The following is a 22,730-nucleotide window of genomic DNA, read 5'->3' as shown; positions in this document are numbered from 1 at the left end:
CCGGGCGTGGATCGTGACCGCTCAGCGCTTGTCCATCGCCACGTAGGACCGCTCGACGGGGCCGGTATAGAGCTGGCGCGGGCGGCCGATCTTCTGTTCGGGATCGTTCATCATCTCCTGCCACTGGGCGATCCAGCCGACGGTGCGCGCGAGCGCGAAAAGGACGGTGAACATGGACCTCGGGAAGCCCATGGCGCGCAACGTGATTCCGGAATAGAAATCGATGTTCGGATAGAGCTTCTTTTCGATGAAATACTCGTCCTCGAGAGCGATCCGCTCGAGTTCGAGGGCGACCTTCAGAAGCGGCTCGTTGCGGGCGCCGACAGCGTCGAGAACTTCGTGGCAGCTCTGCTGCATCACCTTGGCGCGCGGATCGTAATTCTTGTAGACGCGGTGGCCGAAGCCCATGAGGCGGAAGGGATCGTTTTTGTCCTTGGCGCGCCTGACGTACTCGGGGATGCGATCGACCGTGCCGATCTCCTCCAGCATGTTGAGGGCCGCCTCGTTGGCGCCGCCGTGGGCCGGGCCCCAGAGGCAGGCGATGCCGGCCGCGATGCAGGCGAACGGGTTGGCGCCCGAGGAGCCGGCGAGACGGACGGTGGAGGTCGATGCGTTCTGCTCGTGGTCCGCGTGAAGGATGAAAATACGATCCATCGCGCGCGCCAGGATCGGATCGGGATTGTACGGCTCGCAGGGCACCGCGAAGCACATGTAGAGGAAATTGGCGGCGTAATCGAGATCGTTGCGCGGATACATGAAAGGCTGGCCGATCGAGTATTTGTAGGCCATCGCGGCGATCGTCGGCATCTTGGCGATCATGCGGTAGCTTGCGATCAGGCGCTGGTGCGGGTCGTGGATATCGGTGCTGTCGTGATAGAACGCCGAGAGCGCGCCGACCACGCCGCACATCACCGCCATCGGGTGCGCGTCGCGACGAAAGCCGGTGTAGAAGCGGCTCATCTGCTCGTGGATCATCGTATGCTTGGTGATGCGGTCCCCGAAGTCGCGGAACTGGCTGGCATTGGGGAGTTCACCGTACAGCAGGAGGTAGCAGGTCTCGAGAAAGTTGCCGCGCTCGGCGATCTCGTCGATCGGATAGCCACGGTAGAGGAGCTTGCCCTCGTCGCCGTCGATGTAGGTGATCTTCGACTCGCAGCTGGCCGTCGAGGTGAAGCCCGGATCGTATGTGAAGACCTTGCGGCTCGCATAGAGCTTGGTGATGTCGACGACCGAGGGGCCGATCGTGCCGTGTCGAACCGGAAGCTGAAGGCTCGACTGGCCGATGCGAAGCTCGGCATCGGCGGCGCCTGAGGCGACTTGGCGTGGATCGTTCATCGGGGGCTCCATCGGCTGTGGACGGCATCGGCCGCGCGCTCAACGAAGTGGCAGGCGCCTGCGGCTGGTCAATCGTTAGACATCTATGACGCACTGCACAAGACGACCTTCGATCAGCAGGTCGCGACTGCAAGGTCACGATCGCGTGCCTGCCTTATCGCGGACACGTGCAATGGACTCCTGACGACCGAGCACGTGGAGGACGTCGAAGATGCCCGGCGATTGGGCGCGGCCCGTGAGCGCGGCGCGCAAGGGCTGGGCGACTTTGCCGAGCTTGAGGCTCGAAGCCTCGGCAAAGGCTTTGACAGCCGCCTCGATGGTCTCGGGACGCCAGTCCGCGACCTCTTCGAGGTTCGCGGCGAGTTCGCCGAGCATCTCGCGGGCCGGCCCGTCGAGCAGCCGGCTGGCCGCTTCGTCGAGGGCGAGGGGGCGCTCCACGTAGAGATAGCGGGCGTTGTCGAGGATTTCGACGAGCGTGCGGGCGCGCTCCTTGAGGCCGGCCATGGCGCGCTCGAGCTGGGACCAATGCGCCTCCGAGAGGGCCTCGGGCAGGTCCGCCATCGCCTCGCTCGGCTTTCGGTAGTGGACGATATCGCGGCGCATCTGCGCGACGATCTCGGCGTCCGGCGTCTGGCGCAGGTAGTGGCCATTGAGGTTGCCGAGCTTGGCGAAGTCGAAGCGTGCGGCCGAGCGCCCGACGTCGTCGATATCGAACCAGGCCAGCATCTCGGCGCTCGACATGATCTCGTCGTCGCCGTGGCTCCAACCGAGGCGCACCAGATAGTTGCGCAGCGCCGCCGGCAGATAGCCCATGGCGCGGTAGTCCTCGATGCCGGGCGCGCCGTGGCGCTTGGAGAACTTTGCGCCATCCGGCCCGTGGATCAGCGGCACGTGCGCGAACACCGGCACGGTCCAGCCCATCGCCCTGAAGATCTGTGTCTGACGGGCGGCGTTGGTGAGGTGATCGTCACCGCGAATGACGTGCGTGACGCCCATGTCGTGGTCGTCGACGACGACCGAGAGCATGTAGGTCGGGGTGCCGTCGCTGCGCAGCAGCACGAGGTCATCGAGGTTCTCGTTCGCAAAGACGACGGGGCCCTGCACGCGGTCCTCGATCACCGTTTCCCCATCGCGCGGGGCCTTGAGTCGCACCGCATAGGCGCCGCCGGCGGGAGCTTCGCTCGGATCGCGGTCGCGCCAACGTCCATCGTAGCCCGGCGCGCGGCCCTCGGCGCGGGCCTTTTCGCGCATTTCGGCGAGTTCCTCGGGCGTTGCGTAGCACCTGTAAGCCGTGCCCGAGGCGAGCATCGCCTCGGCGACCTCGCGGTGGCGCGCGGCGCGGGCGAACTGGTGGATCGGCTCGCCGTCCCACTCGAGTCCGAGCCAACCGAGGCCTTCGATGATCGCCCCGACGGCGGCCTCGCTCGAGCGGGCGCGATCGGTGTCCTCGATCCGCAGCAGGAACTGGCCGCCCCTCGCGCGCGCATAGAGCCAGTTGAAGAGCGCGGTCCGTGCCCCGCCGATATGGAGAAATCCCGTCGGGGACGGCGCAAATCGCGTCACAACCTGTTCGGTCACGTGAAGGTCCTGCTCGGTGTTGGTGCGGATTTGCGCCGTCCTCTAACATGCCGGGCGGATCGACGATAGGGGAGGGCGTGATGGTGGGGGACGACGGCTCGCGGCCGACCGCAACCACGCTCGGGCCCGCCTCGACGACCGGCGACACGGGCTCGGTCGGGGCGAGGGGCCGTCTGACCGGTTCGCGGTTTGCCGTGCACGCCCTGCTTCGCCGACCATGGTGGCCGCTGCCAGCGCCAGCCGGACCGCGTCCGACACCGGGTGCGGCGGGTCCCCTCACCTGGCTGTCGCTGCAACTCGAACGCGAGCGTGACGGGGCGCGTTGGCCGCTCGCGACACCACTTGCCTTTGGAACGGGCATTGCGAGCTATTTCGCGTTCGCCTCCGAGCCGAGCCTCCTGGTGCTGCTGGCCCTGGTTGCGATGGCAGGGGCCCTGCGGGCGTTGGCGACGCATGGCACGATCGGCCCGGCGCTCACTGGCTTCCTCCTCTTTGCGGCGCTCGGCGTCTTGGCGGGCAAGCTCGAGACGCTGCGGCTCGCCGCGCCAAGAGTGCCGGAGGGCCTCGGGATGCGGCAGGTCACCGGACGCCTCGTGCGGGTCGAGCAACGGGCGGAGGCAGGCCTTCGCCTCACACTCGCTCCGGAGGCGATCGAGGGGTTGGCGAGCGAGGCGTTGCCGGCGCGCGTGCGGATCGTGGTGCGGCTCAAGGAGACCTTCCAGCCACCGGCGCCCGGCCAGACGGTGCGCATCGCCGCACGGTTGCAGCCGCCGCCGCTCCCGGCCGAGCCCGGAGGGTACGACTTTGCGAGGGCGGCGTGGTTCCGAGGCATCGGCGGTGTCGGCTTTGCCGTCGGCCCTCCGGTGGTTGTCGAGAGCAGTCGGCCAATCGGCGTGCCGACACGGATGGCCGTGTTCATCGAGCAGACCCGAGAGGTGATCGCGGAACGCATCCGCGCCGGGCTCGGCGGGCGCGAGGGCGCGCTGCTGGTGGCACTCGTCACCGGCGATCGCAGCGCCATTCCCGAGGCGACCGTCGAGGCACTGCGCGATGCCGGGCTCTCGCACGTCCTCGCGATCTCGGGCCTGCACATGGCGGTGGTGGCTGGCACGGTCTTCTGGGCCCTGCGGCTGGCTCTTGCCGGCATCCCCGCACTCGCGCTGCGCTGGCCGATCAAGACGATCGCGGCGCTCCTGGCGCTCGTTGCCGCGACCCTTTATCTGATGGTCTCCGGAGCCTCGCTGGCAACGCAGCGCGCCTTCATCATGCTCGCCCTCATGTTCCTTGCCAGCATGCTCGGACGTCCGGCCATCTCGCTGCGCAACGTTGCGCTCGCGGCGCTGGCGATCCTCGCCTTCACGCCCCATGCATTGCTCGACGTTGGCTTTCAGATGTCCTTCGCCGCGGTCGTGGGGCTGGTTGCATTCTATGAGGCGTGGCGTGACTGGCAGGCGTCTCGTGGCCATGCGACGGATCCGCGTGCACGGCGCTCGAGGCCGCTCTGGCGCCGCCCACTCGACTGGGCGCTCGGCCTGTTTGCCGGGGTCGGAGCAACGACGCTGATCGCCTCGCTGGCCGTGGCACCGATCGCCGCCTTCCATTTCCACACGTTCGCGCAGCTCTCGCTGGTCGCCAATCTCCTTGCCGTTCCCGTCGTGACCCTGGTCATCATGCCGCTCGCGCTCGTCGCGTTGCTGGCGATGCCGTTCGGGCTCGAGGGGCCGGTTCTGGCGCTGGTGGCGCCCGCGATCGCCCTGGTGGCGGAGATCGCGCTCTGGGTGCAGGCGCAGCCGGGAGCCGTGCGAGCCGTCGCCGAAATGCCGGTCGCAACGATCGGGCTGTTTACGGTCGGAGCGCTCTGGGTGGTCATCTGGCGCGGTCGGTGGCGCCTGCTCGGCGTGCTCGCCGTCATGGGAGCGGTCGTCACCGCGCCCATGCGCGAGCGGCCCGACGTCCTCATCGGCCAAGCGGGACGGCCGATTGCGATCCGCCTGAAGGACGGCCAGCTTTCGGTGGAACCGCGACAGGCGCGCAGCTTTTCCTGGCAGAGCTGGCTGAAGAGCGACGGGGACACACGCGATCCGGTCTCGGCGGCGACGGGCAAGGGCTTTCAATGCGACCAGCGGGGCTGCACGGCCATGGTCCAGGGGCTCCGGATCGCTGCTCCACTGGATGCCTCGGCGCTGGTCGAGGACTGCCGGCTGGCGGACATCGTCATCGCCAGGACGGTGCTCCCGGCAGGATGCGATGACGGGAGGCTGGCGATCGGGGCGTCACAACTGCGACGCGGCGGGGTGCATGCAATTCGCATCGGGCAGGACGGAGAATTGCGGATTGAAACGGCAAGGGAGACTGCCGGCCTGCGGCCCTGGAATGCTCCGGTGCCCCGGGCCGGAGCACGGCCGGCAGCACCACGCGATCCGGAAGGGAGCGACGCCGCGACGCCAGACCAAGGGGCGGCCGGGGCACCGCCTGATGCGACCGGTTCGTCCGGCGGTGCGCTGGAAGGCCGCCAGCAGGCTCAGGAGGGGGCTTCGGCACCGCGGTCCGGCGGATCGGGCCGCCAAGACGAAGGAGGTGACGACGAAGCGGCGGGTGCGGCGACGGCCGGCGACGAGGCGGCTGACGAGACGGATGACAACGGGCATGACACCGACGGCAGCCAAGCCGCCACGGCACGCGATCCGCTCTGAACGGGGCCGCTCGACGCGCGCCCGGCCGCTCCCGACTGTGGATTGTGAGCGAGCGAACACCCGCCTCCGCCGCCCCAACAACCGAGCCGCGTCAGGCGGGACTCGCCATGCCTGGGAGCGGCTCGCACTGGCGGCGGGTCAATAGCGGCGGATCAGCCCGACGAGCCGGCCCTGGATATCGACCCGGCCCGGCCCATAGATCTGCGTCTCGTATGCCGAATTGGCAGCTTCGAGGGCAATCGAGGAGCCATGCCGGCGCAGGCGCTTCAAGGTCGCCTCCTCACGGTCCACCAGCGCCACGACGATGTCCCCATTCTCGGCGGTGTTGGATTCGCGGATGATGACGAGGTCGCCGTCATGGATGCCCGCGTCGATCATGGAGTCGCCCTTGACCTCGAGCGCATAGTGCTCGCCGCGGGTCAGCAGGTCCGGTGGCACCTGGAGGTCGTGGCTGTGCTCCTGTATGGCGGAAATCGGCACGCCGGCGGCGATGCGCCCCATCATGGGCACGGTGACGAGGCCCTCCGGCATCGTGGCCGGGCCGACCGTCGACTTCCGCCCGCCTTCGATGACGGTCATTCGGGAGCCCGCGACAGGGGTTTGACCAGCGCCGGCGCGCTCCATGCTCTGGGGCAATTTGACGACTTCGAGCGCGCGGGCCCGATGGGGCAGACGGCGGATGAAGCCACGCTCCTCGAGGGCCTTGATGAGGCGGTGAATGCCGGACTTCGACTTCAGCTCGAGCGCATCCTTCATCTCGTCGTAGGACGGCGGCACGCCCGACTGCTCCAGGCGAAGGTGGATGAACTCGAGCAGGTCACGTTGCTTGCTGGTCAGCATGATTTGGTCGGCTCCCCATTCGCTTCTTTTCGTTTCGATCGTAGCGGATCGGTGCGTCTCGGTGAACGTCCCCGGGTTCGCTGGTTGGCGGTCTCGGATGTGACGTTGGACTGCCGTCCGTACAAATCGAGAACAATTTAGATGTTCGTTCTGTGTTCTGCAACTCTTTTGTGCCGCCACCTGCTCGATATCGGTGACCACCGGGGGCCCCGGTCGGTCAGAAGTCGATGAGGTGGTACGCGAGCGCACCACCTCGGGGTGTGGCTGGGGCATGGGGCTGGCGCACGACGAGGGCGCTGGCGCGCAGGAGGTCGGCCAGAAGGGAACTGTCCTGCGAGGGATAGGGAGCCAGGATCGCGGCGCCCTGCGGTGTCCGTCCCTCGATCGTGGCGCGCATGTAGTGGGTGCGCGGGCCGTTCGCCTCGACCTCACCGGCTGCGACTCCGGTCAGGAGGGGAAAATCCTCCCCGCGCCGGCCGAGGAGGCGGTGGATCAGCGGCAGCAGGAAGACCCGGGCACAGATGAGCGCCGAGACCGGGTTGCCCGGCAACCCGAGCACCCGGCGCGCGCCGAGCCGGCCGAACATCAGCGGCTTTCCAGGCCGCATGGCGATGCGCCAGAAGTGGAGGTCGAGCCCGGCCTCGGCGAGCGTTGGGCCGACGAGGTCGTGATCGCCGACGGAGGCGCCACCGATGGTGACGAGGATATCGGCGCCCGCGCTCTTGGCCAGCGCGTCGGCCAGGCTCTCGCGGGTGTCGCGGGCGATCCCGAGAAGCATGGGCTCACCACCGGCGGCGGCGACCATGGCGACCAATCCGACCGGGATCGAGGAGGGAATCTGCCCTTGCTGCGGCGGTACTCCGGGCGCGACCAGTTCATCGCCCGTCGCCAGGATCGCGACGCGCGGTGGACGTCGGACGGCGAGCTTGCCATGCCCCATCGCGGCGGCGAGGGAGAGGGCCCGTGCATCGAGGCGGGTGCCACTCTCGAGGAGGCGCTCGGTCCGGCTGAAATCCATACCGCGTCGCCGAACGAACTGGCCGGGTTTCGCCACGGCGTCGAGCCGGACACGCATTGGGGCGCCCGCCGCGGTTGGCAGGGGCGTGCAATCTTCTTGTGCGATCACGGCATCGGCACCGACGGGCAGGACGCCGCCGGTGAAAATGCGGGCGGCCTGCCCGGATGCGAGGCTTGCCGCGAGCGGATGGCCGGCGGCCGCCTCGCCGACGACGACGACCTCGCGCGGGGCCTCGCTGCAATCGGCGGCGCGCACGGCATAACCGTCCATCGACGAGACATCGGCGGGCGGCTGGTCGAGGCGGGATTCGACGCCGTCGGCGAGAGTCATGCCGGCCGCCGCCTCGATCTCGAGGTTGACCGCATCGAGCGGATGGACGCCCTCGAGCACCCGCGCCTTCGCCTCCTCGACAGCGAGCAGGGTCATGTGTTCCGCTCCCCGGCGCCGGCCTGCCAGTGGCCGCTGCGCCCGCCTTCCTTCTCGAGGAGGGAAATCGGGCCGAGGACCATGGCGCGATCGACCGCCTTCAGCATGTCGTAGATGGTGAGGCAGGCGACGGATACGGCGGTCAGTGCCTCCATCTCCACGCCCGTCTTGCCCTCGCATCCAACCTCGGCACGCACGACGACGCCGGGCAGCGCCGGGTCGACCGCGAGGTCGACAGTGACCCGTGTCAGAGCGAGCGGATGACAGAGCGGGATCAATTCGTGGGTGCGCTTGGCGGCCATGATCCCGGCGATCCGGGCGGTGGCCAGCACGTCGCCCTTGGCGACGGTGCCGGTGGTGATGCGGGCAGCCGTGGCGGCGGCCATGGTCACCACGCCCTCGGCGACCGCACGGCGCGTCGACACCGCCTTGCCGGCGACATCGACCATGTGGGCCTCGCCCTTGGCGTTCAGATGGCTGAGCGGCTGCTCGCTCATGCGTTGTTCTCCCTGGTCTCGATCGGCAGCGGGCCCGTCGCCAGCAACGCCGCCGTCGCTGCCCGAACGTCGGCCTGGCGCATGAGGCTCTCGCCGACCAGGAAGGCACGCGCGCCGGAGGCCCAGAGGGTGCGGATGTCGGCGGGCGCCGCGATGCCGCTCTCGGCCACCACGAGGCGATCGGCGGGAATGTGTGCGGCGAGTTCGGCGGTCGTCTCGAGCCGCGTTTCGAAGGTCTTGAGGTTGCGGTTGTTGATGCCGATGAGGCGTGCCTCGAGGGCGAGCGCTCGCTCGAGTTCCGCGCGGTCGTGGACCTCCACGAGGCTGTCCATGCCGAGGGCCGTGGCCTCGGCGATGAGGTCGCGTGCCAGGCCATCCTCGGTCGAGGCCATGATGACGAGGATGCAATCGGCGCCCCAGGCCCGCGCCTCGAGCACCTGGTATGTGTCGACCATGAAGTCCTTGCGCAGGGCGGGCAGGCTGGTCGCGGCGCGCGCGCGGGTGAGGAATTCCGGCGCCCCCTGGAAGGAGGGGGCATCGGTCAGCACCGAGAGGCAGTCGGCGCCCCCCTCCTCGTAGGCGCGCGCGATCGCGACGGGATCGAAATCCGCGCGGATGAGGCCCTTCGACGGGCTCGCCTTCTTGACTTCGGCGATGAGTGCCGGCCGGCCACTGGCGGCGCGTGTGGCAAGGGCAGCGAGAAAGCCGCGCGGCGGCGGCGCGCCGGCGGCGAGACGGGCGAGCGCTGGCGGGGCGATGAACGCCTTTGCGGCGGCGACTTCCTCGCGCTTGTAGGCGATGATGCGGTCGAGAACGGTGGCCATCGGTCGGCTTTCTGCGGGTCGGGTTCGCTGGGGCTGGTTCGGTCAGCCGTTGGTGACGGCAACGAGCCGCTCGAGCGCCCGCCCCGCCGCGCCGCTGTCGATCGATTGTGCTGCAAGGCGGGTCCCCTCGGCGAGGGAGCCCGCGCGGTCGGCGACGATGAAGCCGGCCGCGGCATTCAGCAGCACGATGTCGCGGAAGGCGCCGGGCCGGCCCGAGAGAACCTCGCGGATCGCGGCGGCATTCGCCACCGCATCTCCCCCCTTGAGCGCCGCGGGTTCGGTGATCGCCAGCCCGGCATCGGACGGGTTGACCTCGAACTCCGTCACCCGGCCGTCCCGCAACTCGGCGACATGGGTCGGCCCGGTCGTCGTCAATTCGTCGAGCCCGTCCGAGCCATGCACCACCCAGACGCGTTCGGAGCCGAGGTTGCGCAACGTCTCGGCCATCGCGACGAGCCAGCGCCGGGAAAAGACGCCGATGACCTGGCGGCGGGCCCCGGCAGGGTTGGAGAGCGGGCCGAGGAGATTGAAAATCGTGCGCAGGCCGAGTTCCTGACGGACCGGACCGACATGGCGCATGGCGGAATGGTGGGCGGGCGCGAACATGAAGCCGACGCCCGCCTCGCGCATCGAGCGGGCGATGACGTCCGGCCCGACATCCAGCTTGACACCGAGGGCGACCAGGACGTCGGCCGAGCCGGAGCGCGAGGAGATCGAGCGGTTGCCGTGCTTGGCGACCGGAATGCCCCCACCCGCCAGTACGAAGGCGGTGCAGGTCGAGATGTTGAAGGTGCCGGAGGCATCCCCGCCGGTTCCGCAGGTGTCGATGGCGCCGGGCGGCGCGGTGACCGGGAGCGCCTTTGCCCGCATCACCTCGGCGGCGCCCGTGATCTCGTCCGTCGTTTCGCCGCGCATGCGAAGGGCGATGAGGAAGGCCGCGATCTGGGCCGGCGAAGCCTCGCCCGACATGATGATGCCGAATGCGGTGGCGGCCTCGGTCCGGCCGAGCGCGGCGCCGTCGGCGACCTTGGCGATGAAGGGCTTCAAGGCGTCCATGGCAGCCACCTTCGAGCTAGGCGACGGCGACGGGCAGCGCCACGGGGGGAACCCGGCGGGGCGCGGCGCCGTGTGCGATGCCGGCGATGTCGAGGAAATTGGCGAGCAGCGCGTGGCCACACTCGGTGGCGATGCTCTCGGGGTGGAATTGCACGCCGTGCACGCGATGCTCACGGTGGGCGAGCCCCATTATCGTCCCGTCTTCGGTGGTGGCGGTGATCTCGAGGCAGTCCGGCAGGCTGGCGCGCTCGACGATGAGGGAGTGATAGCGCGTCGCCGTGAAGCTCTCTGGCAGGCCGGCGAACAGGCCCTTGCCGCCATGCGAGACGCGCGAGAGCTTGCCGTGCATCAGCCGGTTGGCCCGCACGACCCGGCCGCCGTAGACCTCGCCGATCGTCTGGTGGCCGAGGCAGACCCCGAGAATCGGCACCGTGGCGCCGAGTTCGCGCACCAGTTCGACGCAGATGCCCGCCTCGCTCGGCGTGCAGGGACCCGGCGAAAGGACGATCGCGCTCGGGCGCGCGGCGCGCACCTCGGCGACCGTCACCGCGTCGTTGCGCACGACATGCGCGGGGGCGCCGAGCTCGCCCAGGTAATGGACGAGATTGTAGGTGAAGCTGTCGTAGTTATCGATGAGCCAGAGCATGGGCGCGGTGTACGGGCAAGGTTCGGGCCGGTCAAGCGCGCCCACGATCAGGTCGGCAAGGACGTGCCGGCGCGCGGCCGCCCATCGGCAAGCGTCAGGCGAGGCCGAGCGAGCGGGGCGTCTCGAAACGAACGAGAGAGCCGCAGCCCGGGGCGATCTCCGACCAGTTCGAGATCGCGAGGTTGATCTCGGCGAGCCCGGCCGTCGGGAATTTCTCGCGCACGGCCCAGACGGGCGGGCATTCCTCGCCACCCGCCAGCAGCAGCGCCAGCTCCTGGAGGCCCGGGTTGTGGCCGACGAGGAGGAGCGGGCTCGGTGAGCCGGCGACATTCGCGAGGACGTTGAGGAGTGTTGCGGCCGATGCCTCGTAGATCGCAGGCGAATAGGTGACGGCCGGGCTGTGGCCGCTCTCGGGATCGCCGAGGTGCGGAAGCATCAGGGCGAGCGTCTGGCGGGTGCGCGCGGCCGACGAGCAGATCACGAGTTCCGGCACGAGGCCGGCGGTCGCCATGAAGCGCGCCATCTCGGGCGCCGCCCGTTCGCCACGCGGCCCGAGCGGGCGGTCGTGGTCGGTGAGCGTGCGGTCGGTCCAATCGGACTTGGCGTGGCGCAGGAGGTGGAGCTTCAGCATGGCGAACCCTAGCGCAAGCCGCTCTCCGAGGCGAGGGGGTGTGAGAGCGAATGACGCCCGCTCTGCGGCAGGCCCGGCGTGCGGGGCGCGAGCGGCGGGAGTGACCGGGTGAGGGTGCACCGGAGGGCGAAGATCGTCCTACTGAACGGCGCTACCGTTTTGTCACAAAGCAGCAACACTCCGTCGACTGTACGCAACTCACTTTCGTCTGTGGTCGCCAACTCCGTTCGACTCTGAGACGATCGGTATCGTCATGAACTGTCGGCAGGCATCCGCGAGGTTGCTTGATCGTAGTCATGTCGATCGCACCATGGGGGCTGGGGCGCATGCGCGAGTTGCAAGGAACGTTTGTCGGGATCGGGTCGGCCAACCGCCAGGTTGCCGGGCTTCGGCTGCGCCGGGGGCGCGGCTTGCGGGCGGCATTGCTCGCCACGACCACGCTTTCGGGCCTCGTGCTCGCCGGCCCCGCGGCACGGGCGGACGTCTTCAACGTCAACGACCACCTCTCCTTCGCCAACGCGCTCCGCGCGATGGTGCTCGACCGCAACGACGACCACACCATCAACATCACGGGCAGCTTCGCGCTGTCGCAGGACGTGGCGCCGATCGTGCTCGACGACGGGCGCACGCTGACCGTCAACGGCAACGGCTTCACAATCGATGGTGTGGATTCGTTCCGGCCGTTCTTCGTCTCCTCGACCTCGCCGACGACCGCGGGCGGCCCGACGGTCACCATCAACAACCTCAACATCGTCAACGGCGCTGGCATCGGCGGCAACGGCGGCGGCGGCGGCATGGGCGCCGGTGGCGGCCTCTTCGTCGACCAGAACACGACGGTCATTCTCGACCTCGTCAATTTCTCCGGCAACAGCGCCACGGGCGGCAACGGTCTGGCCGGGACCCAGGGGATCGGCGGCGGCGGCCTCGGCGGCGACGGTGGGGCCTTCAACAATGTCGTTAATGACCCCTCCGGCGGTGGCGGCCTCTACGGCAATGGCGGCCAGGGCGGCGCTGACGAGGGCGGCGGCGGTGGCGGTGGCGCGCTCGGCAACGGCGGCAACGCGAACGACGATGGCGGCGGCGGCGGCGGCGGCTTCTTCGGCAACGGCGGTAATGGCAGTTCGTCCGATGCGGGCGGCGGCGGCGGCGGCTTGACGGCCGACGGCAGTGACGCGGTCGTCAACACCGGCGGGGCGGGCGGTGGCGCCGAGGGTGGCCGAGGTGGCGATGACGTCGGGGGTGCCGCCAGCGTCGGGCAGCCCGGCCAGGCCTTCGGCGGCGGCGGCGGTGGCGGCGGTGAGGATGGCGGTGGCGGTGATGGCGCGTTCGGCGGTGGCGGCGGCGGCGACGGCGAGGACAGCTTCCAGAATTCGACCCGGGCGGCCAACGGCGGCTATTTCGGCGGTGGCGGCGGCTCGGAAGAGTTCGATGGCGGCAACGGCGGTGACTTCGGCGGCGGCGGCGGCGGCGACTTCGACAGTGGCGGTAATGGCGGCTTCGGCGGCGGCGGTGGCGGCGCCGATGGTGGCGGTTTTCTCGAAGGCGGCGACGGCGGCTTCGGCGGCGGCGGGGCGTGCGCCGGTTTCGCGGGCTTCGGCGGCGGTGACGGCGGCACGAATGGCGGCGGCGGTGGCGCGGCATTCGGTGGCGCGATCTTCGTTCGCGAAGGCGGCACGCTGACCATCCGCGGCTCCGGCACCATGGGCGCCAGCACGGTGACCGGTGGATCGGGCGGCAACGACGGCGGCGACGGCATGGCGGCCGGCGGCATTTTCCTCCAGAACGCGACGATCAATTTCGATCCGCAGACGGGTGAGACGCAGACCATCAACGACGTGATCGCCGACGATACCGGCAACGGCGGCAACTCCGGCGCCCTGCTCAAGTCCGGCGACGGCACGACGACACTGACGGGCGACAACACCTACACGGGCGACACGACCGTCACCGGCGGTCTCCTCAACGTCAACGGCACGAACCTGTCCGATGCCGTGGTCGACGGTGGCGCGCTGGGCGGCACCGGCACGGTGGATGATCTCTTTGCCAACAACGGCGGCGCGGTCGCCCCGGGCAACTCCATCGGCACGCTCAACGTCGCCGGAAACGCGCTCTTTTCGCCCGGTTCGATCTTCCGGGTGGAGGTTGCCGCCAACGGGACTTCCGACCTTCTCGCCGTTGCCGGCACGACGACGATCAATGGCGGCACGGTGGAGGTGATCACCCTCGATCCCGCGACCAGCTACGTCGACGGCACGGTCTTCACCATCCTCACCTCGACCGGTGGCGTCACGGGCCAGTTCGACGGCGTGACGGACGCCTCGGCCTTCCTCCAATTCCTCCTTTCGTCCGACGCCAACAATATTTTCCTCACCCTGGACCAGGTGGCGGCCTTCACGGCGGTCGCCCAGACCTTCAACCAGCAGCAGGTCGCAGCGGCGCTCGAGAACTTCCTGCAGACGGGCGACGCGCTCGCCCTCTTCAATGCCCTCCTCCTGCTCGATCCCGATGAGGCACGGGCGGCCTTCGATCTGCTCTCGGGCGAAGTCCATGCCTCGGCGCTGCACGCGTTCTTCAACACGGTTCGCCACCTGACGGGGATCGCCGGCGAGCGGCTGTGGCAACTCGAGACGGGGGGAGGCGAGGGCGGCAGCGGGGGCTCACAGTCCACCTTCATGGGCCTCGGCCTCACCTCCGAGGCGCTCCACGGGCAGATGGCCCTCGGACACGGCTCAGCCAAGGACGACGAAGGACCGCTGCGGCCGCGCTCGAGCCTTGCCGGATGGGCGCGTGGCTATGGTGACGTCAGCCGGCTGGATTCGGACGGCAACGCGGCGCAAGCGGAATCCACCTCGGGCGGCCTCATGGGCGGCGTCGATACCTTGGTGGCGCCGGGCACGCGCATCGGCCTCATGGCCCACTGGGGCCGGACGGATGGCGACGCCGAGGCGCGGCTCTCGAACTACGACATCGAGACGGCCAGCATCGCCGCCTACGGCGGCATCGTGATCGGCAACATTCATCTCAAGGCGCTGGCCGGATATTCGTCCCACGACATCGAGACGTCGCGCAACATCGTCTTTCCCGGCATCGCCCGCACGGCGACGGCCGGCTACGATGCCGACCAGATCAGTCTCTATGGCGAGGCGGCCTATCTGATGGACATGGGGCACCTCGCGCTGATGCCGATGATCGCGGTGCGCTGGGCCGATGTCGATGTCGAGGGCTTCACCGAGCAGGGGGCGGGCGCCGCGAACCTGACGGTCGCCGCCCAGAGCTACGACACCCTCGACACCATCGTCGGCCTGCGGATCGCGGGGACCTACCGCTCGGAGGGCATGACGGTGATGCCGCAGGCCCGCATCGGCTGGGTGCACACCAGCGGCGATATCGCGCCCCTCGTGCCGCTGACGCTCGCGGGCGGCGGCGGGACGTTCACGGTCGCCGGAGCACGGCGCGCCGAGGATGCGCTCGCCGTCGGCGTCGGTGTCAACGTCGCCTTCGATGACGCGCTGACCGGCTTCGTCGATTACGGTGCCAACCTCTCCGACGAGGCGACCGATCAGGCCGTCTCGGCGGGTTTCCGGTGGCGGTTCTAGGCTTGGGCCACGGGTCCTGCCGATGAGGTGACTGGGTGCGCGGTGAGGAGGTGATCCTCACTCTCCTCCTCCATTATGGCCTCGCTCGCCGCGCGAACCGTCGGCGGCGGGGCCGATCGCTACCGTTGCGATTTCGTCGAGAGGGCGTGGAGCCGTTCCGCCGCATCCCACCTCACCCAGTCGATGGAGCGTCGCACGGCGGGCTTATCGGTCTTTGCTAACGGCACGACGAGGGCGTCGGCATGCGGCCTGGCGAGCGTGTCCCCGCATGGCATGACAGTTCGCCCGACACCAGCTCGCGCGCGGCCAGGAAACGCTGGTCCAAGGCACGTCCGACACTGTCCAGTACCAAGTCTATCGCACTGCATGTCATCGAAATGCTGTGTCCGGCGCCGACCCGGCCGCCGGTACCGCACGTTGACGTCGGTGCCGACCCGGACCTCGAGCTGCGCGATACGGCGGCTCACGGCAGGCTGCTGGACGTTCAATTCGCGCGCGGCCCGGGTGAAACTGCTCGCTCGGGCGGCTGCATCGAAGGCCAGGAGTTCGTCCAGTTTCGGCAGGTTGCGACAGTTCGCATTTCATTCCTCGCGGGGTCGGCATTGGAAAAATCGCGCTTCAGCAGGCCCCGCGCGATCCTAGGACGAGCGAGGGACGCGCCCGCATGCAAGGGCCTCTGTTCGACGGTCCCGGTCGGTCGGGAATCAAGCCCGAGGAATAGATCCTGATAACCGATGCCGGACCGGAGAACCTTTCGAAGCCTCCCTTCGAGGCGAAGTGGACGTGAGAGGCACGCGGCGGCGGAGGCCGCTGCAGCGATTTCGCCCGGCTCTCGTTCGCAGGTGTCGGTGCCTGTCTCGTCAGTCGATCCGGGTCAACCGCGAGCTGGTCGCATTCAGCCGTATGCCGAGTCCTGCGCGTGTCGGCAGAGCCAGTGCACCGTTCTCGGCACGAAGCGGCAGGTCGCAGAACGCGTCGAGATCGGCCTCCCATTCGGGAAAGTACTCGCATCGATAGAGGTTGGGCATGCCGGCCGCCGCGTGCGCCGTTGCCGCGAGCCCGATCGTCATGCTGTTCGCCGCGTGAGGCGCGATCCTGACCTGGAAGACCTCCGCCATGGCTGCGATCTCGCGCATCTCGAGGATGCCGCCGACGGCGCAAACATCCGGGTTCAGAATGTCGACGGCGCGGTGCTCGAGAAGTTCACGGAACGCGTACTTGCCGACGAGTGTTTCGCCGGTGACGAGGGGTTGGGTCGCCTGCGCCCTGAGGTCGGCATAGTTTCGCGCATCGATGGGGGCGAGCGGGTCCTCGACGAAGGCGATATCGAACGGCTCGAGTGCCCTGCAAATCGCTCGTGCACTTGCCGGCGACGTATGGCGCCAAAGGTCCACGCCGAGTTCGACACCTGAGCCCACGGCTTCGCGTACGGCACGAACCTTCTCCACTCCGTCCGCCAGGGAGACGCCACCGACGAAGGGATAGAATTTGATTGCCCCGAAGCCGCGCTCTGCGAGTTCGCCCGCCCGCGCCGCCATGGCTGTCGGCGACCGAGGCAAGCGGCTGTAAATGTTCGCGTAAAGCGGGATGGCGTCGTGGCAGCAGCCGCCCATCAGCGCATGAACCGGTTTTTCGACCTCCTGGGCGAGGGCATCCCAGGCAGCAATCTCGATGGCGCTGGCCGCTGAATAACCTTCCATCCCGATGCGCTGCTCGCCAAAGGCGTTGAAGGCACGATCCTGCATCGCCTTGATGTTGTGCACGGGCCAGCCGATCAGCCCCTCGCCAAGCGATCGAACCAGAGAACAAAGGGCCGCGATGCGGTGGGTCACCGGGTGAATTTCGCCCCAGCCGACCAGCCCGTGATCGGTAAGGAGGCGCACGAAGGCGAGAGGCTTTCGCGGGAACCAGGGATCGGCATCGTCCAGCGGCGTATGCACGTAGGTCTCGATACTCGCGATGCGCATGAGCTTCTCCGGTTGAGGACCGATGCCTGCTCCACGTTCTGGCAGGGTCGCAATACCATCCAAGCCGCCAACAGGCGCCATGTCGAGTGCTTGCTGGAGATTCGCGCTCACGCGGGCTCGACGTGTCTTGTCGGAGCCTGCCGGGGGGCGTCAGGGGCACCCTTGGCCATCGGCTTGTGCAGTCCGGCCCAGATTTTCTTCCGTGGGCGACCGGGGCCTCGCACCCTCACGGGCTCCATGAGGCTGTCATCCGATCCCAGATGAAGTGTGACGTCGCCGCCCGTGCGGGTCTCGACGGCGGGACGACGGCGTTCGCGGCGTCGGTCGGCGCGCTCGGCGAACCGTACTCGCAAGTGGGGCTCCAAACGGCGGCTGATCGAGGATGCGCGGGAGATCGTTGCCGCGTTCGCGGAGCGGGAAGAGGATGAAGCTGATCGCCGCCCGCCAGCCATGCCGATCCGAGGTGAGGACGCAGACTCGATCCGTGGCATCTCGGGCCGGCGGACCGCCTGGCCCACGACCAAGATGGGCTCTCGTCATGAACGGGCACCGGTTCGGCCCGAGGTTGTTACCCAAGTGACCGGTACGACCTGTGACCCATGTCTCCGGTATGGACATGATTTCATTGGTGCCGGCTGAGGGACTCGAACCCCCGACCCCCTGATTACAAATCAGGTGCTCTACCAACTGAGCTAAGCCGGCGCGCGCTGAACCCCTTGCGCTATATCGTGCCCGGTTGTCGCCGACAAGATTGCCGAGCGGCCTGGATCGGACCCGGGCAAGCGGGCTGCGATGTCGCGCGGGCGAGACCCCACGGCCCCATGGCTCGCCTTTCTCCCTTCGCCCCGCGATCCGCCCCAAAGAGCGGTGCGCCGCGGAGCGTCATCGACGCGAAAGCGCGTGGAACGCGATGGCCGCGGCGTTCGAGACGTTGAGACTGGTCATCGATGCCGCCGTCGAGATCGAGACGATGGCGTCGCAGCGCTCTCGCGTCAGCCGGCGCAAACCCTTGTCCTCCGCCCCGAGAACGAGCGCGATCGGATCGGAGCCGGTCGCCACGTCCTCGATCCGGCCGTTGCCCTGCGCATCGAGCCCGAGCACCGTGACCCCGCCGTCGGCGAGCGTGTCCAGCGCCCGTGCCAGATTGGCAACCAGCGCCACGGGCACGAGTTCGAGCCCGCCGGATGCCGCCTTGGCCAGTGCACCGCCGAGCGGCGGCGAGTTGTGCCGCGTCATCACGAGGCCAATGAGCCCGAAGACGGCCGCCGAACGCAGGATCGCGCCGACGTTGTGCGGATCGGTGACCTGATCGAGCAGCACGACGAGCGGACGGGGCGCGCCACCGCGTTCGCCATCCCTCGGGTCGGTTCGCTGGCGCGCGCGTGCGAGCCGCGCAGCGAGTTCGCCGACATCCGGGCCGTCCAGCGGATCGGCCGTCATCACGACCCCCTGATGGACGCTTTCGCCGCCGAGCATGCGATCGAGCTCCCCGGGCGCAACGACGGTCGGCGCGATGCCACGGCGCCGGATGCTGGCCTCGATGTGCATACCCCCGGCCTCACTGACCAGCAGCGAGCGGAGCCGCCGGGCCGGGTTGTCGAGGGCGGCCGCCACGGCATGGTGGCCGTAGAGCACGGTCATCTCGTCGGTGGTCTCGAGGCGTGGGGGCGTTGGCCGGCGCCGAGCGTGCCAATGCGCCGCGCGTGACGGGCCGCGACCCGGGGCGTCGGCTCGCGATCGATCGGGCTCGGCCCCCGTTCCGGGCGAAGGAGCATCGGCAACCGTGCGTTCGCCGTCGGGCGCGCGGGTCTTGCCGCCCGGCACCGGCCCCTGTCCACGCCCCCCGCCGCGTCCTGGTCCGCGGCCCGCCCGGCCGCTGGCTCCCGCCCGCTTCATCGGCGCGTCTCCCTTGATCGGTCACTGCCAAGAATACTCGCCGCCCGGACGGGCCCGCCCGCGGCACGACCCGATGGGCCCTCAGGCGCCCGTGCCCTTCAGCATGGCGCGCGAACCGGCCGCCAGCCAGCCCGCATCACTGCCGATCGATATGATATCCCAGCCCTCGATGCGTCGATCGTCGGCGTAGGCGCGATCGTTGGCGAAAATCCAGGCGAGCCGACCCTTGTCCCGACAGGCCGCCAGCACCGCCGCCATCGCGTCGAGCACGACGGGCGCGCGAATGTCGCGCGCACCGGTGAGCGAGAGGGCGAGGTCGTTCGGGCCGACCAGCAGGCCGTCGATGCCAGCTGTCGCAACGATCCCATCGAGCGCCTCGACCGCCGCCGCCGTCTCGATCTGGGCGAACGCCAGCGTGGCCTCGTTGGCGTCCGAGAGGTAGTCCCCGGAGCTGGTGAGCGCGGCCCGGTAGGGGCCCCAGCTGCGCGCCCCGAGGGGCGGATACTTGGCCGCACGCACCAAGGCGGCGGCCTCCTCGGCGCTGTTGACCATGGGCACGACGACTCCCGCCGCACCCGCATCGAGGGCCCGCGAGACGAGGGCCGCATCGTTCCATGCAACCCGCACCAGCCCCGGCACGCCGGCGGCCCGCGCCGCCGTCAGTTGGGCAACGAGCTGGTCGTTGCCGCCCATGCCGTGCTGCTGGTCGATGAGCGCCAGATCCCACCCCTCGGCCGCCGCCAGTTCGATGCCGAGCGGTACGCCGAGCGTGTGCCAGGAGGCATGCAGCGGGCTACCCCGTTTCGCAAGCGCCTGCCGGATCATGGCCCGCAGCCTCCCTGAAACACCCGAAACCGGCGGTCGTGGTGGACCGGCCGCAGCGGGATCCGACTACTGCGTGACCTGTTCGAAGGCCGTGACCATCAATTCATCCATCTTGCGACGGATCTGGTGGTCGGACTGGGCGACCCCCTTGGCATCGAAATCGCGACGGATCTTGCGAAAGACGTCGTCGTCGCCCGCTTCCTCGAAGTCTGCCTTGATGACGGCCTTGGCATAGTCGTCCGCCTCGGCGCCGGAGATGCCCATCAGGTCCGCGGCCCACAGCCCCAGCAGCTTGTTGCGGCGTGCGCTGGCCTTGAACTTGATTTCCTGATCGTGCGCGAATTTGGCCTCATAGGACTTCTTGCGATCGTCGAAAGTGTTCATCGGGACGTTCTCCTGATCACCGCGCGGCCCGGGCCGGCAAACGCCCGGGACCGGTCGGCCCCTGCTGCTGCCACCGAGCACGACGCTCCCCGAGCGGTGCTGATTGCGATCTTCCGGCACCGCGCCAAGCGCCGGTCGCGTCGGTCGAAGGATGACTTGCCAACGCGATCCCACTGTTGGAGATAACGTGCCGACCCCATGTTATCAACCTGGGTGCGCGGACCGGGCGAACGAATTACCAGGTAACAAAGCGCACTGCCGGAGCGGCTTTCATTGTGGGACGCGCGCCGATCGGATAGGGTGGCGCGGCTCGGCTGCGGTTCGCCCGCGGCCCGCTCGGCGTGATCGCCGCCGTCCGACCGGGCGTGGCGCCGCGAACGGTCCACTCGCGGCCGGATCGGCGACGGTCCGGGCGGTCCGGCGGGCCTCGAGGTGACAGGCCGATCCAGGCTCGAAAGTTACGAGCCGACCAGTGACAAGGACACACCCATGAGTCGACGTCGGCGGATTTACGAGGGCAAGGCCAAGGTCCTCTACGAGGGCCCCGAGCCGGGTACGCTCATTCAGCACTTCAAGGACGATGCGACCGCCTTCAACGCCAAGAAGCACGAGGTGATCGAGGGCAAGGGCGTCCTGAACAACCGGATCTCCGAGTATCTGTTCAAGAGGCTCGGTGAGATCGGCGTGCCGACGCACTTCATGCGCCGCCTCAACATGCGCGAGCAACTCATCCGCGAAGTGGAGATCATCCCGCTGGAGGTGGTTGTCCGCAACGTCGCGGCCGGCTCGTTGTCGAAGCGCCTCGGCCTCGAGGAAGGCTTGCCGCTGCCGCGTTCGATCATCGAGTTCTACTACAAGGCCGACGAACTCGACGACCCGATGGTCACCGAGGAACACATCACCGCCTTCGGCTGGGCCACGCCCCAGGAACTCGACGAGGTCATGGCCCTCGCCCTGCGCATCAACGACTTCCTGAGCGGTCTCTTCCTCGGGGTCGGCATCCGGTTGGTCGACTTCAAGGTCGAGTTCGGGCGCCTCTACGAAAACGAGAACATGCGTATCGTGCTCGCCGACGAGATCAGCCCGGATTCCTGCCGGCTCTGGGACATCGAGAGCGACGAGAAGTTGGACAAGGACCGCTTCCGGCGCGACCTCGGCGGTCTCGTGGAGGCCTATCAGGAGGTTGCCCGGCGGCTGGGCATCCTCAACGACTCCAAGCCGGCCACCGGAAAGGGGCCGCGTTTGGTATCGTCCAACAACGTCAACTGAAGGCCGCGGCCGGCGAGGCGGGGGATCGGGAATGAAGGCACGCGTGACTGTCACGCTGAAGAACGGGGTGCTCGATCCCCAGGGGCGCGCGATTGCTGGCGCGCTCGGTGCGCTCGGCTTTGCCGGCGTCGGCGACGTGCGCCAGGGCAAGCTGATCGAGATCGAGTTGGCCGAGACCGACCCGGCAGCCGCTGAGGCGAGCCTGCGGCAGATGTGTGAGCGGCTCCTGGCGAACACGGTGATCGAGAATTACCGTGTCGAGCTGGTGGCCTGAGGGCGCTTGCGCGGGCGGCGGTCATGACGGATCGGGTTCGCGGGCAAGCTCATGGGCGGGCGGAGCGGTCCGCCATCTTGTCGCTGGCAGGCAAGGTGGCGGTCTTCCTACTGGTGCCGCTCATCGCCGCCGCCGTCGCCGTCCTCTATGTGATGCGCTGAGTTATCGGCTGGAGGGCAACCCCATGAAATCCGCCGTCGTCGTCTTTCCGGCCTCTAATTGCGACCGGGACGTCGCCGTTGCCATCGAGCAGATCACCGGCAGCCGGCCGGCGATGGTCTGGCACGCCGATGCCGCATTGCCGGAGGGGCTCGATCTCATCGTGCTGCCGGGCGGTTTTTCATTCGGTGACTATTTGCGCTGCGGCGCCATCGCGGCGCGCTCCCCGATCATGCGCGACGTCGTTGCCCGCGCGCGGGCCGGCACGCCGACACTCGGCATCTGCAACGGCTTTCAGATTCTTTGCGAGGCAGGTCTCTTGCCCGGCGTCCTGATGCGCAATGCCTCGCTCCATTTCATCTGCCGTGACGTCCACGTCCGCGTGGAGCGCACGACCACGCCTTTCACCAACCGCTATTCTCCGGGCGCCGTGCTGCGCATCCCGATCGCCCATGCCGACGGCAACTATTTCACCGATCCCGAGATGCTCGCGCGCATCGAGGGTGAGGGTCAGGTGGCCTTGCGCTACGTGACGCCGTCGGGCGAAGCCTCGGCTGAGGCGAACCCCAACGGATCGCTCGCCAACATCGCAGGGCTCTGCTCACCGGACGGGCGCATCCTCGGCCTGATGCCGCACCCCGAACGCCTTGCCGACGTCGAACTCGGCGGCACCGATGGCAGAGCCATGTTCGAGAGCGTCCTTGCTTGCGTCGCCGAGGCGGCCTGAGCGGGTGCGCCGACGCGCCGACCTCTTAGAGAGCTGAGCTCGACTGCAGACGCAACCATTCGCCGGTCTTGCGACCACGAGCCCGGCGC

19 protein-coding genes, 1 tRNA gene and 1 pseudogene are annotated in these 22,730 nt (G+C 68.7%); 5 read left to right on the top strand and 16 right to left on the bottom strand.

Annotated features, from left to right (window positions below):
• Nucleotides 1-21 precede the first annotated feature (21 nt).
• Both gltA and GC150_08330 read right to left on the bottom strand, forming a co-directional pair.
• Complete coding sequence (gltA, locus tag GC150_08335; GenBank protein MBI1384900.1) at nucleotides 22-1,335, bottom strand: citrate (Si)-synthase; 1,314 nt, start codon at nucleotides 1,333-1,335, stop codon at nucleotides 22-24.
• A gap of 135 nt (nucleotides 1,336-1,470) precedes the next feature.
• Nucleotides 1,471-2,913 (bottom strand): glutamate--tRNA ligase, encoded by a 1,443-nt coding sequence (locus GC150_08330; GenBank protein ID MBI1384899.1) that lies wholly within the window; start codon nucleotides 2,911-2,913, stop codon nucleotides 1,471-1,473.
• A gap of 47 nt (nucleotides 2,914-2,960) precedes the next feature.
• Between GC150_08330 and GC150_08325 the strand changes: the two genes are divergently transcribed.
• Nucleotides 2,961-5,606, top strand: coding sequence for a DUF4131 domain-containing protein (locus GC150_08325; GenBank protein MBI1384898.1), 2,646 nt, complete (start codon nucleotides 2,961-2,963; stop codon nucleotides 5,604-5,606).
• Between the two features lie 138 nt (nucleotides 5,607-5,744).
• Here the strand turns inward: GC150_08325 and lexA are convergent, their stop codons facing one another.
• From lexA to GC150_08285, 8 genes and pseudogenes are all read right to left on the bottom strand, one after another.
• The gene (lexA, locus tag GC150_08320) at nucleotides 5,745-6,446 is read right to left on the bottom strand and encodes a transcriptional repressor LexA (protein MBI1384897.1); all 702 of its coding nucleotides are present in this window, start codon (nucleotides 6,444-6,446) and stop codon (nucleotides 5,745-5,747) included.
• 217 nt (nucleotides 6,447-6,663) lie between these two features.
• Nucleotides 6,664-7,890: a molybdopterin molybdenumtransferase MoeA gene (locus tag GC150_08315; protein ID MBI1384896.1), complete on the bottom strand. Its 1,227-nt coding sequence runs from the start codon at nucleotides 7,888-7,890 to the stop codon at nucleotides 6,664-6,666.
• Nucleotides 7,887-8,387 (bottom strand): cyclic pyranopterin monophosphate synthase MoaC, encoded by a 501-nt coding sequence (gene moaC, locus GC150_08310; protein MBI1384895.1) that lies wholly within the window; start codon nucleotides 8,385-8,387, stop codon nucleotides 7,887-7,889. Before moaC ends, GC150_08315 begins: the two co-directional genes overlap by 4 nt.
• A complete protein-coding gene (gene trpC / locus GC150_08305) occupies nucleotides 8,384-9,211 on the bottom strand; it encodes an indole-3-glycerol phosphate synthase TrpC (protein MBI1384894.1) in 828 nt (275 codons plus the stop codon). Before trpC ends, moaC begins: the two co-directional genes overlap by 4 nt.
• 42 nt (nucleotides 9,212-9,253) lie before the next feature.
• On the bottom strand, nucleotides 9,254-10,267 hold the full coding sequence (gene trpD, locus GC150_08300) for an anthranilate phosphoribosyltransferase (protein MBI1384893.1): 1,014 nt from the start codon (nucleotides 10,265-10,267) through the stop codon (nucleotides 9,254-9,256).
• 16 nt (nucleotides 10,268-10,283) lie between these two features.
• The gene (locus GC150_08295; GenBank protein MBI1384892.1) at nucleotides 10,284-10,913 is read right to left on the bottom strand and encodes an aminodeoxychorismate/anthranilate synthase component II; all 630 of its coding nucleotides are present in this window, start codon (nucleotides 10,911-10,913) and stop codon (nucleotides 10,284-10,286) included.
• Between the two features lie 94 nt (nucleotides 10,914-11,007).
• Nucleotides 11,008-11,544 (bottom strand): histidine phosphatase family protein, encoded by a 537-nt coding sequence (locus GC150_08290; GenBank protein ID MBI1384891.1) that lies wholly within the window; start codon nucleotides 11,542-11,544, stop codon nucleotides 11,008-11,010.
• Nucleotides 11,545-12,817: 1,273 nt separating this feature from the next.
• Nucleotides 12,818-13,066: pseudogene (locus tag GC150_08285) on the bottom strand (hypothetical protein).
• Nucleotides 13,067-14,216: 1,150 nt separating this feature from the next.
• Here GC150_08285 and GC150_08280 point away from each other — a divergent pair.
• A complete protein-coding gene (locus GC150_08280; protein ID MBI1384890.1) occupies nucleotides 14,217-15,140 on the top strand; it encodes an autotransporter domain-containing protein in 924 nt (307 codons plus the stop codon).
• 119 nt (nucleotides 15,141-15,259) lie between these two features.
• Here GC150_08280 and GC150_08275 read toward each other — a convergent pair whose 3' ends face one another.
• The 6 genes from GC150_08275 to GC150_08250 form a co-directional block, all read right to left on the bottom strand.
• Nucleotides 15,260-15,703 (bottom strand): LysR family transcriptional regulator, encoded by a 444-nt coding sequence (locus tag GC150_08275; GenBank protein MBI1384889.1) that lies wholly within the window; start codon nucleotides 15,701-15,703, stop codon nucleotides 15,260-15,262.
• Between the two features lie 297 nt (nucleotides 15,704-16,000).
• Complete coding sequence (locus tag GC150_08270; GenBank protein MBI1384888.1) at nucleotides 16,001-17,218, bottom strand: hypothetical protein; 1,218 nt, start codon at nucleotides 17,216-17,218, stop codon at nucleotides 16,001-16,003.
• Nucleotides 17,219-17,733: 515 nt separating this feature from the next.
• A tRNA-Thr gene (locus GC150_08265) sits at nucleotides 17,734-17,809 on the bottom strand.
• Between the two features lie 180 nt (nucleotides 17,810-17,989).
• Nucleotides 17,990-18,748: a 23S rRNA (guanosine(2251)-2'-O)-methyltransferase RlmB gene (gene rlmB, locus GC150_08260; protein ID MBI1384887.1), complete on the bottom strand. Its 759-nt coding sequence runs from the start codon at nucleotides 18,746-18,748 to the stop codon at nucleotides 17,990-17,992.
• Between the two features lie 336 nt (nucleotides 18,749-19,084).
• Complete coding sequence (locus GC150_08255) at nucleotides 19,085-19,828, bottom strand: 2,4-dihydroxyhept-2-ene-1,7-dioic acid aldolase (protein MBI1384886.1); 744 nt, start codon at nucleotides 19,826-19,828, stop codon at nucleotides 19,085-19,087.
• 66 nt (nucleotides 19,829-19,894) lie between these two features.
• Complete coding sequence (locus tag GC150_08250; GenBank protein ID MBI1384885.1) at nucleotides 19,895-20,212, bottom strand: DUF1476 family protein; 318 nt, start codon at nucleotides 20,210-20,212, stop codon at nucleotides 19,895-19,897.
• 489 nt (nucleotides 20,213-20,701) lie between these two features.
• Here GC150_08250 and GC150_08245 point away from each other — a divergent pair, with 489 nt between their 5' ends.
• The 3 genes from GC150_08245 to purQ all read left to right on the top strand — a co-directional run bounded on the left by GC150_08245 (nucleotide 20,702) and on the right by purQ (nucleotide 22,641).
• A complete protein-coding gene (locus GC150_08245) occupies nucleotides 20,702-21,481 on the top strand; it encodes a phosphoribosylaminoimidazolesuccinocarboxamide synthase (GenBank protein MBI1384884.1) in 780 nt (259 codons plus the stop codon).
• A gap of 31 nt (nucleotides 21,482-21,512) precedes the next feature.
• Entirely contained in the window at nucleotides 21,513-21,755 is a 243-nt protein-coding gene (gene purS / locus GC150_08240) for a phosphoribosylformylglycinamidine synthase subunit PurS (protein ID MBI1384883.1), read from the top strand.
• 184 nt (nucleotides 21,756-21,939) lie between these two features.
• Entirely contained in the window at nucleotides 21,940-22,641 is a 702-nt protein-coding gene (gene purQ, locus GC150_08235) for a phosphoribosylformylglycinamidine synthase subunit PurQ (GenBank protein MBI1384882.1), read from the top strand.
• Nucleotides 22,642-22,730: the final 89 nt, after the last annotated feature.

This window comes from Hyphomicrobiales bacterium, assembly GCA_016125495.1.
Classification (GTDB): Bacteria; Pseudomonadota; Alphaproteobacteria; order Rhizobiales; family RI-29; genus RI-29.
This window is presented reverse-complemented; position numbering and strand designations above follow the sequence as displayed.

Bases quoted from the DNA above. Each gene is read 5' to 3' on its own strand.
- gltA (MBI1384900.1), bottom strand. From the start codon at position 1,335: ATGAACGATCCACGCCAAGTCGCCTCAGGCGCCGCCGATGCCGAGCTT.
- GC150_08325 (MBI1384898.1), top strand. From the start codon at position 2,961: ATGCCGGGCGGATCGACGATAGGGGAGGGCGTGATGGTGGGGGACGAC.
- lexA (MBI1384897.1), bottom strand. From the start codon at position 6,446: ATGCTGACCAGCAAGCAACGTGACCTGCTCGAGTTCATCCACCTTCGC.
- GC150_08315 (MBI1384896.1), bottom strand. From the start codon at position 7,890: ATGACCCTGCTCGCTGTCGAGGAGGCGAAGGCGCGGGTGCTCGAGGGC.
- moaC (MBI1384895.1), bottom strand. From the start codon at position 8,387: ATGAGCGAGCAGCCGCTCAGCCATCTGAACGCCAAGGGCGAGGCCCAC.
- trpC (MBI1384894.1), bottom strand. From the start codon at position 9,211: ATGGCCACCGTTCTCGACCGCATCATCGCCTACAAGCGCGAGGAAGTC.
- trpD (MBI1384893.1), bottom strand. From the start codon at position 10,267: ATGGACGCCTTGAAGCCCTTCATCGCCAAGGTCGCCGACGGCGCCGCG.
- GC150_08295 (MBI1384892.1), bottom strand. From the start codon at position 10,913: ATGCTCTGGCTCATCGATAACTACGACAGCTTCACCTACAATCTCGTC.
- GC150_08290 (MBI1384891.1), bottom strand. From the start codon at position 11,544: ATGCTGAAGCTCCACCTCCTGCGCCACGCCAAGTCCGATTGGACCGAC.
- GC150_08280 (MBI1384890.1), top strand. From the start codon at position 14,217: ATGGGCCTCGGCCTCACCTCCGAGGCGCTCCACGGGCAGATGGCCCTC.
- rlmB (MBI1384887.1), bottom strand. From the start codon at position 18,748: ATGACCGTGCTCTACGGCCACCATGCCGTGGCGGCCGCCCTCGACAAC.
- GC150_08255 (MBI1384886.1), bottom strand. From the start codon at position 19,828: ATGATCCGGCAGGCGCTTGCGAAACGGGGTAGCCCGCTGCATGCCTCC.
- GC150_08250 (MBI1384885.1), bottom strand. From the start codon at position 20,212: ATGAACACTTTCGACGATCGCAAGAAGTCCTATGAGGCCAAATTCGCG.
- GC150_08245 (MBI1384884.1), top strand. From the start codon at position 20,702: ATGAGTCGACGTCGGCGGATTTACGAGGGCAAGGCCAAGGTCCTCTAC.
- purS (MBI1384883.1), top strand. From the start codon at position 21,513: ATGAAGGCACGCGTGACTGTCACGCTGAAGAACGGGGTGCTCGATCCC.
- purQ (MBI1384882.1), top strand. From the start codon at position 21,940: ATGAAATCCGCCGTCGTCGTCTTTCCGGCCTCTAATTGCGACCGGGAC.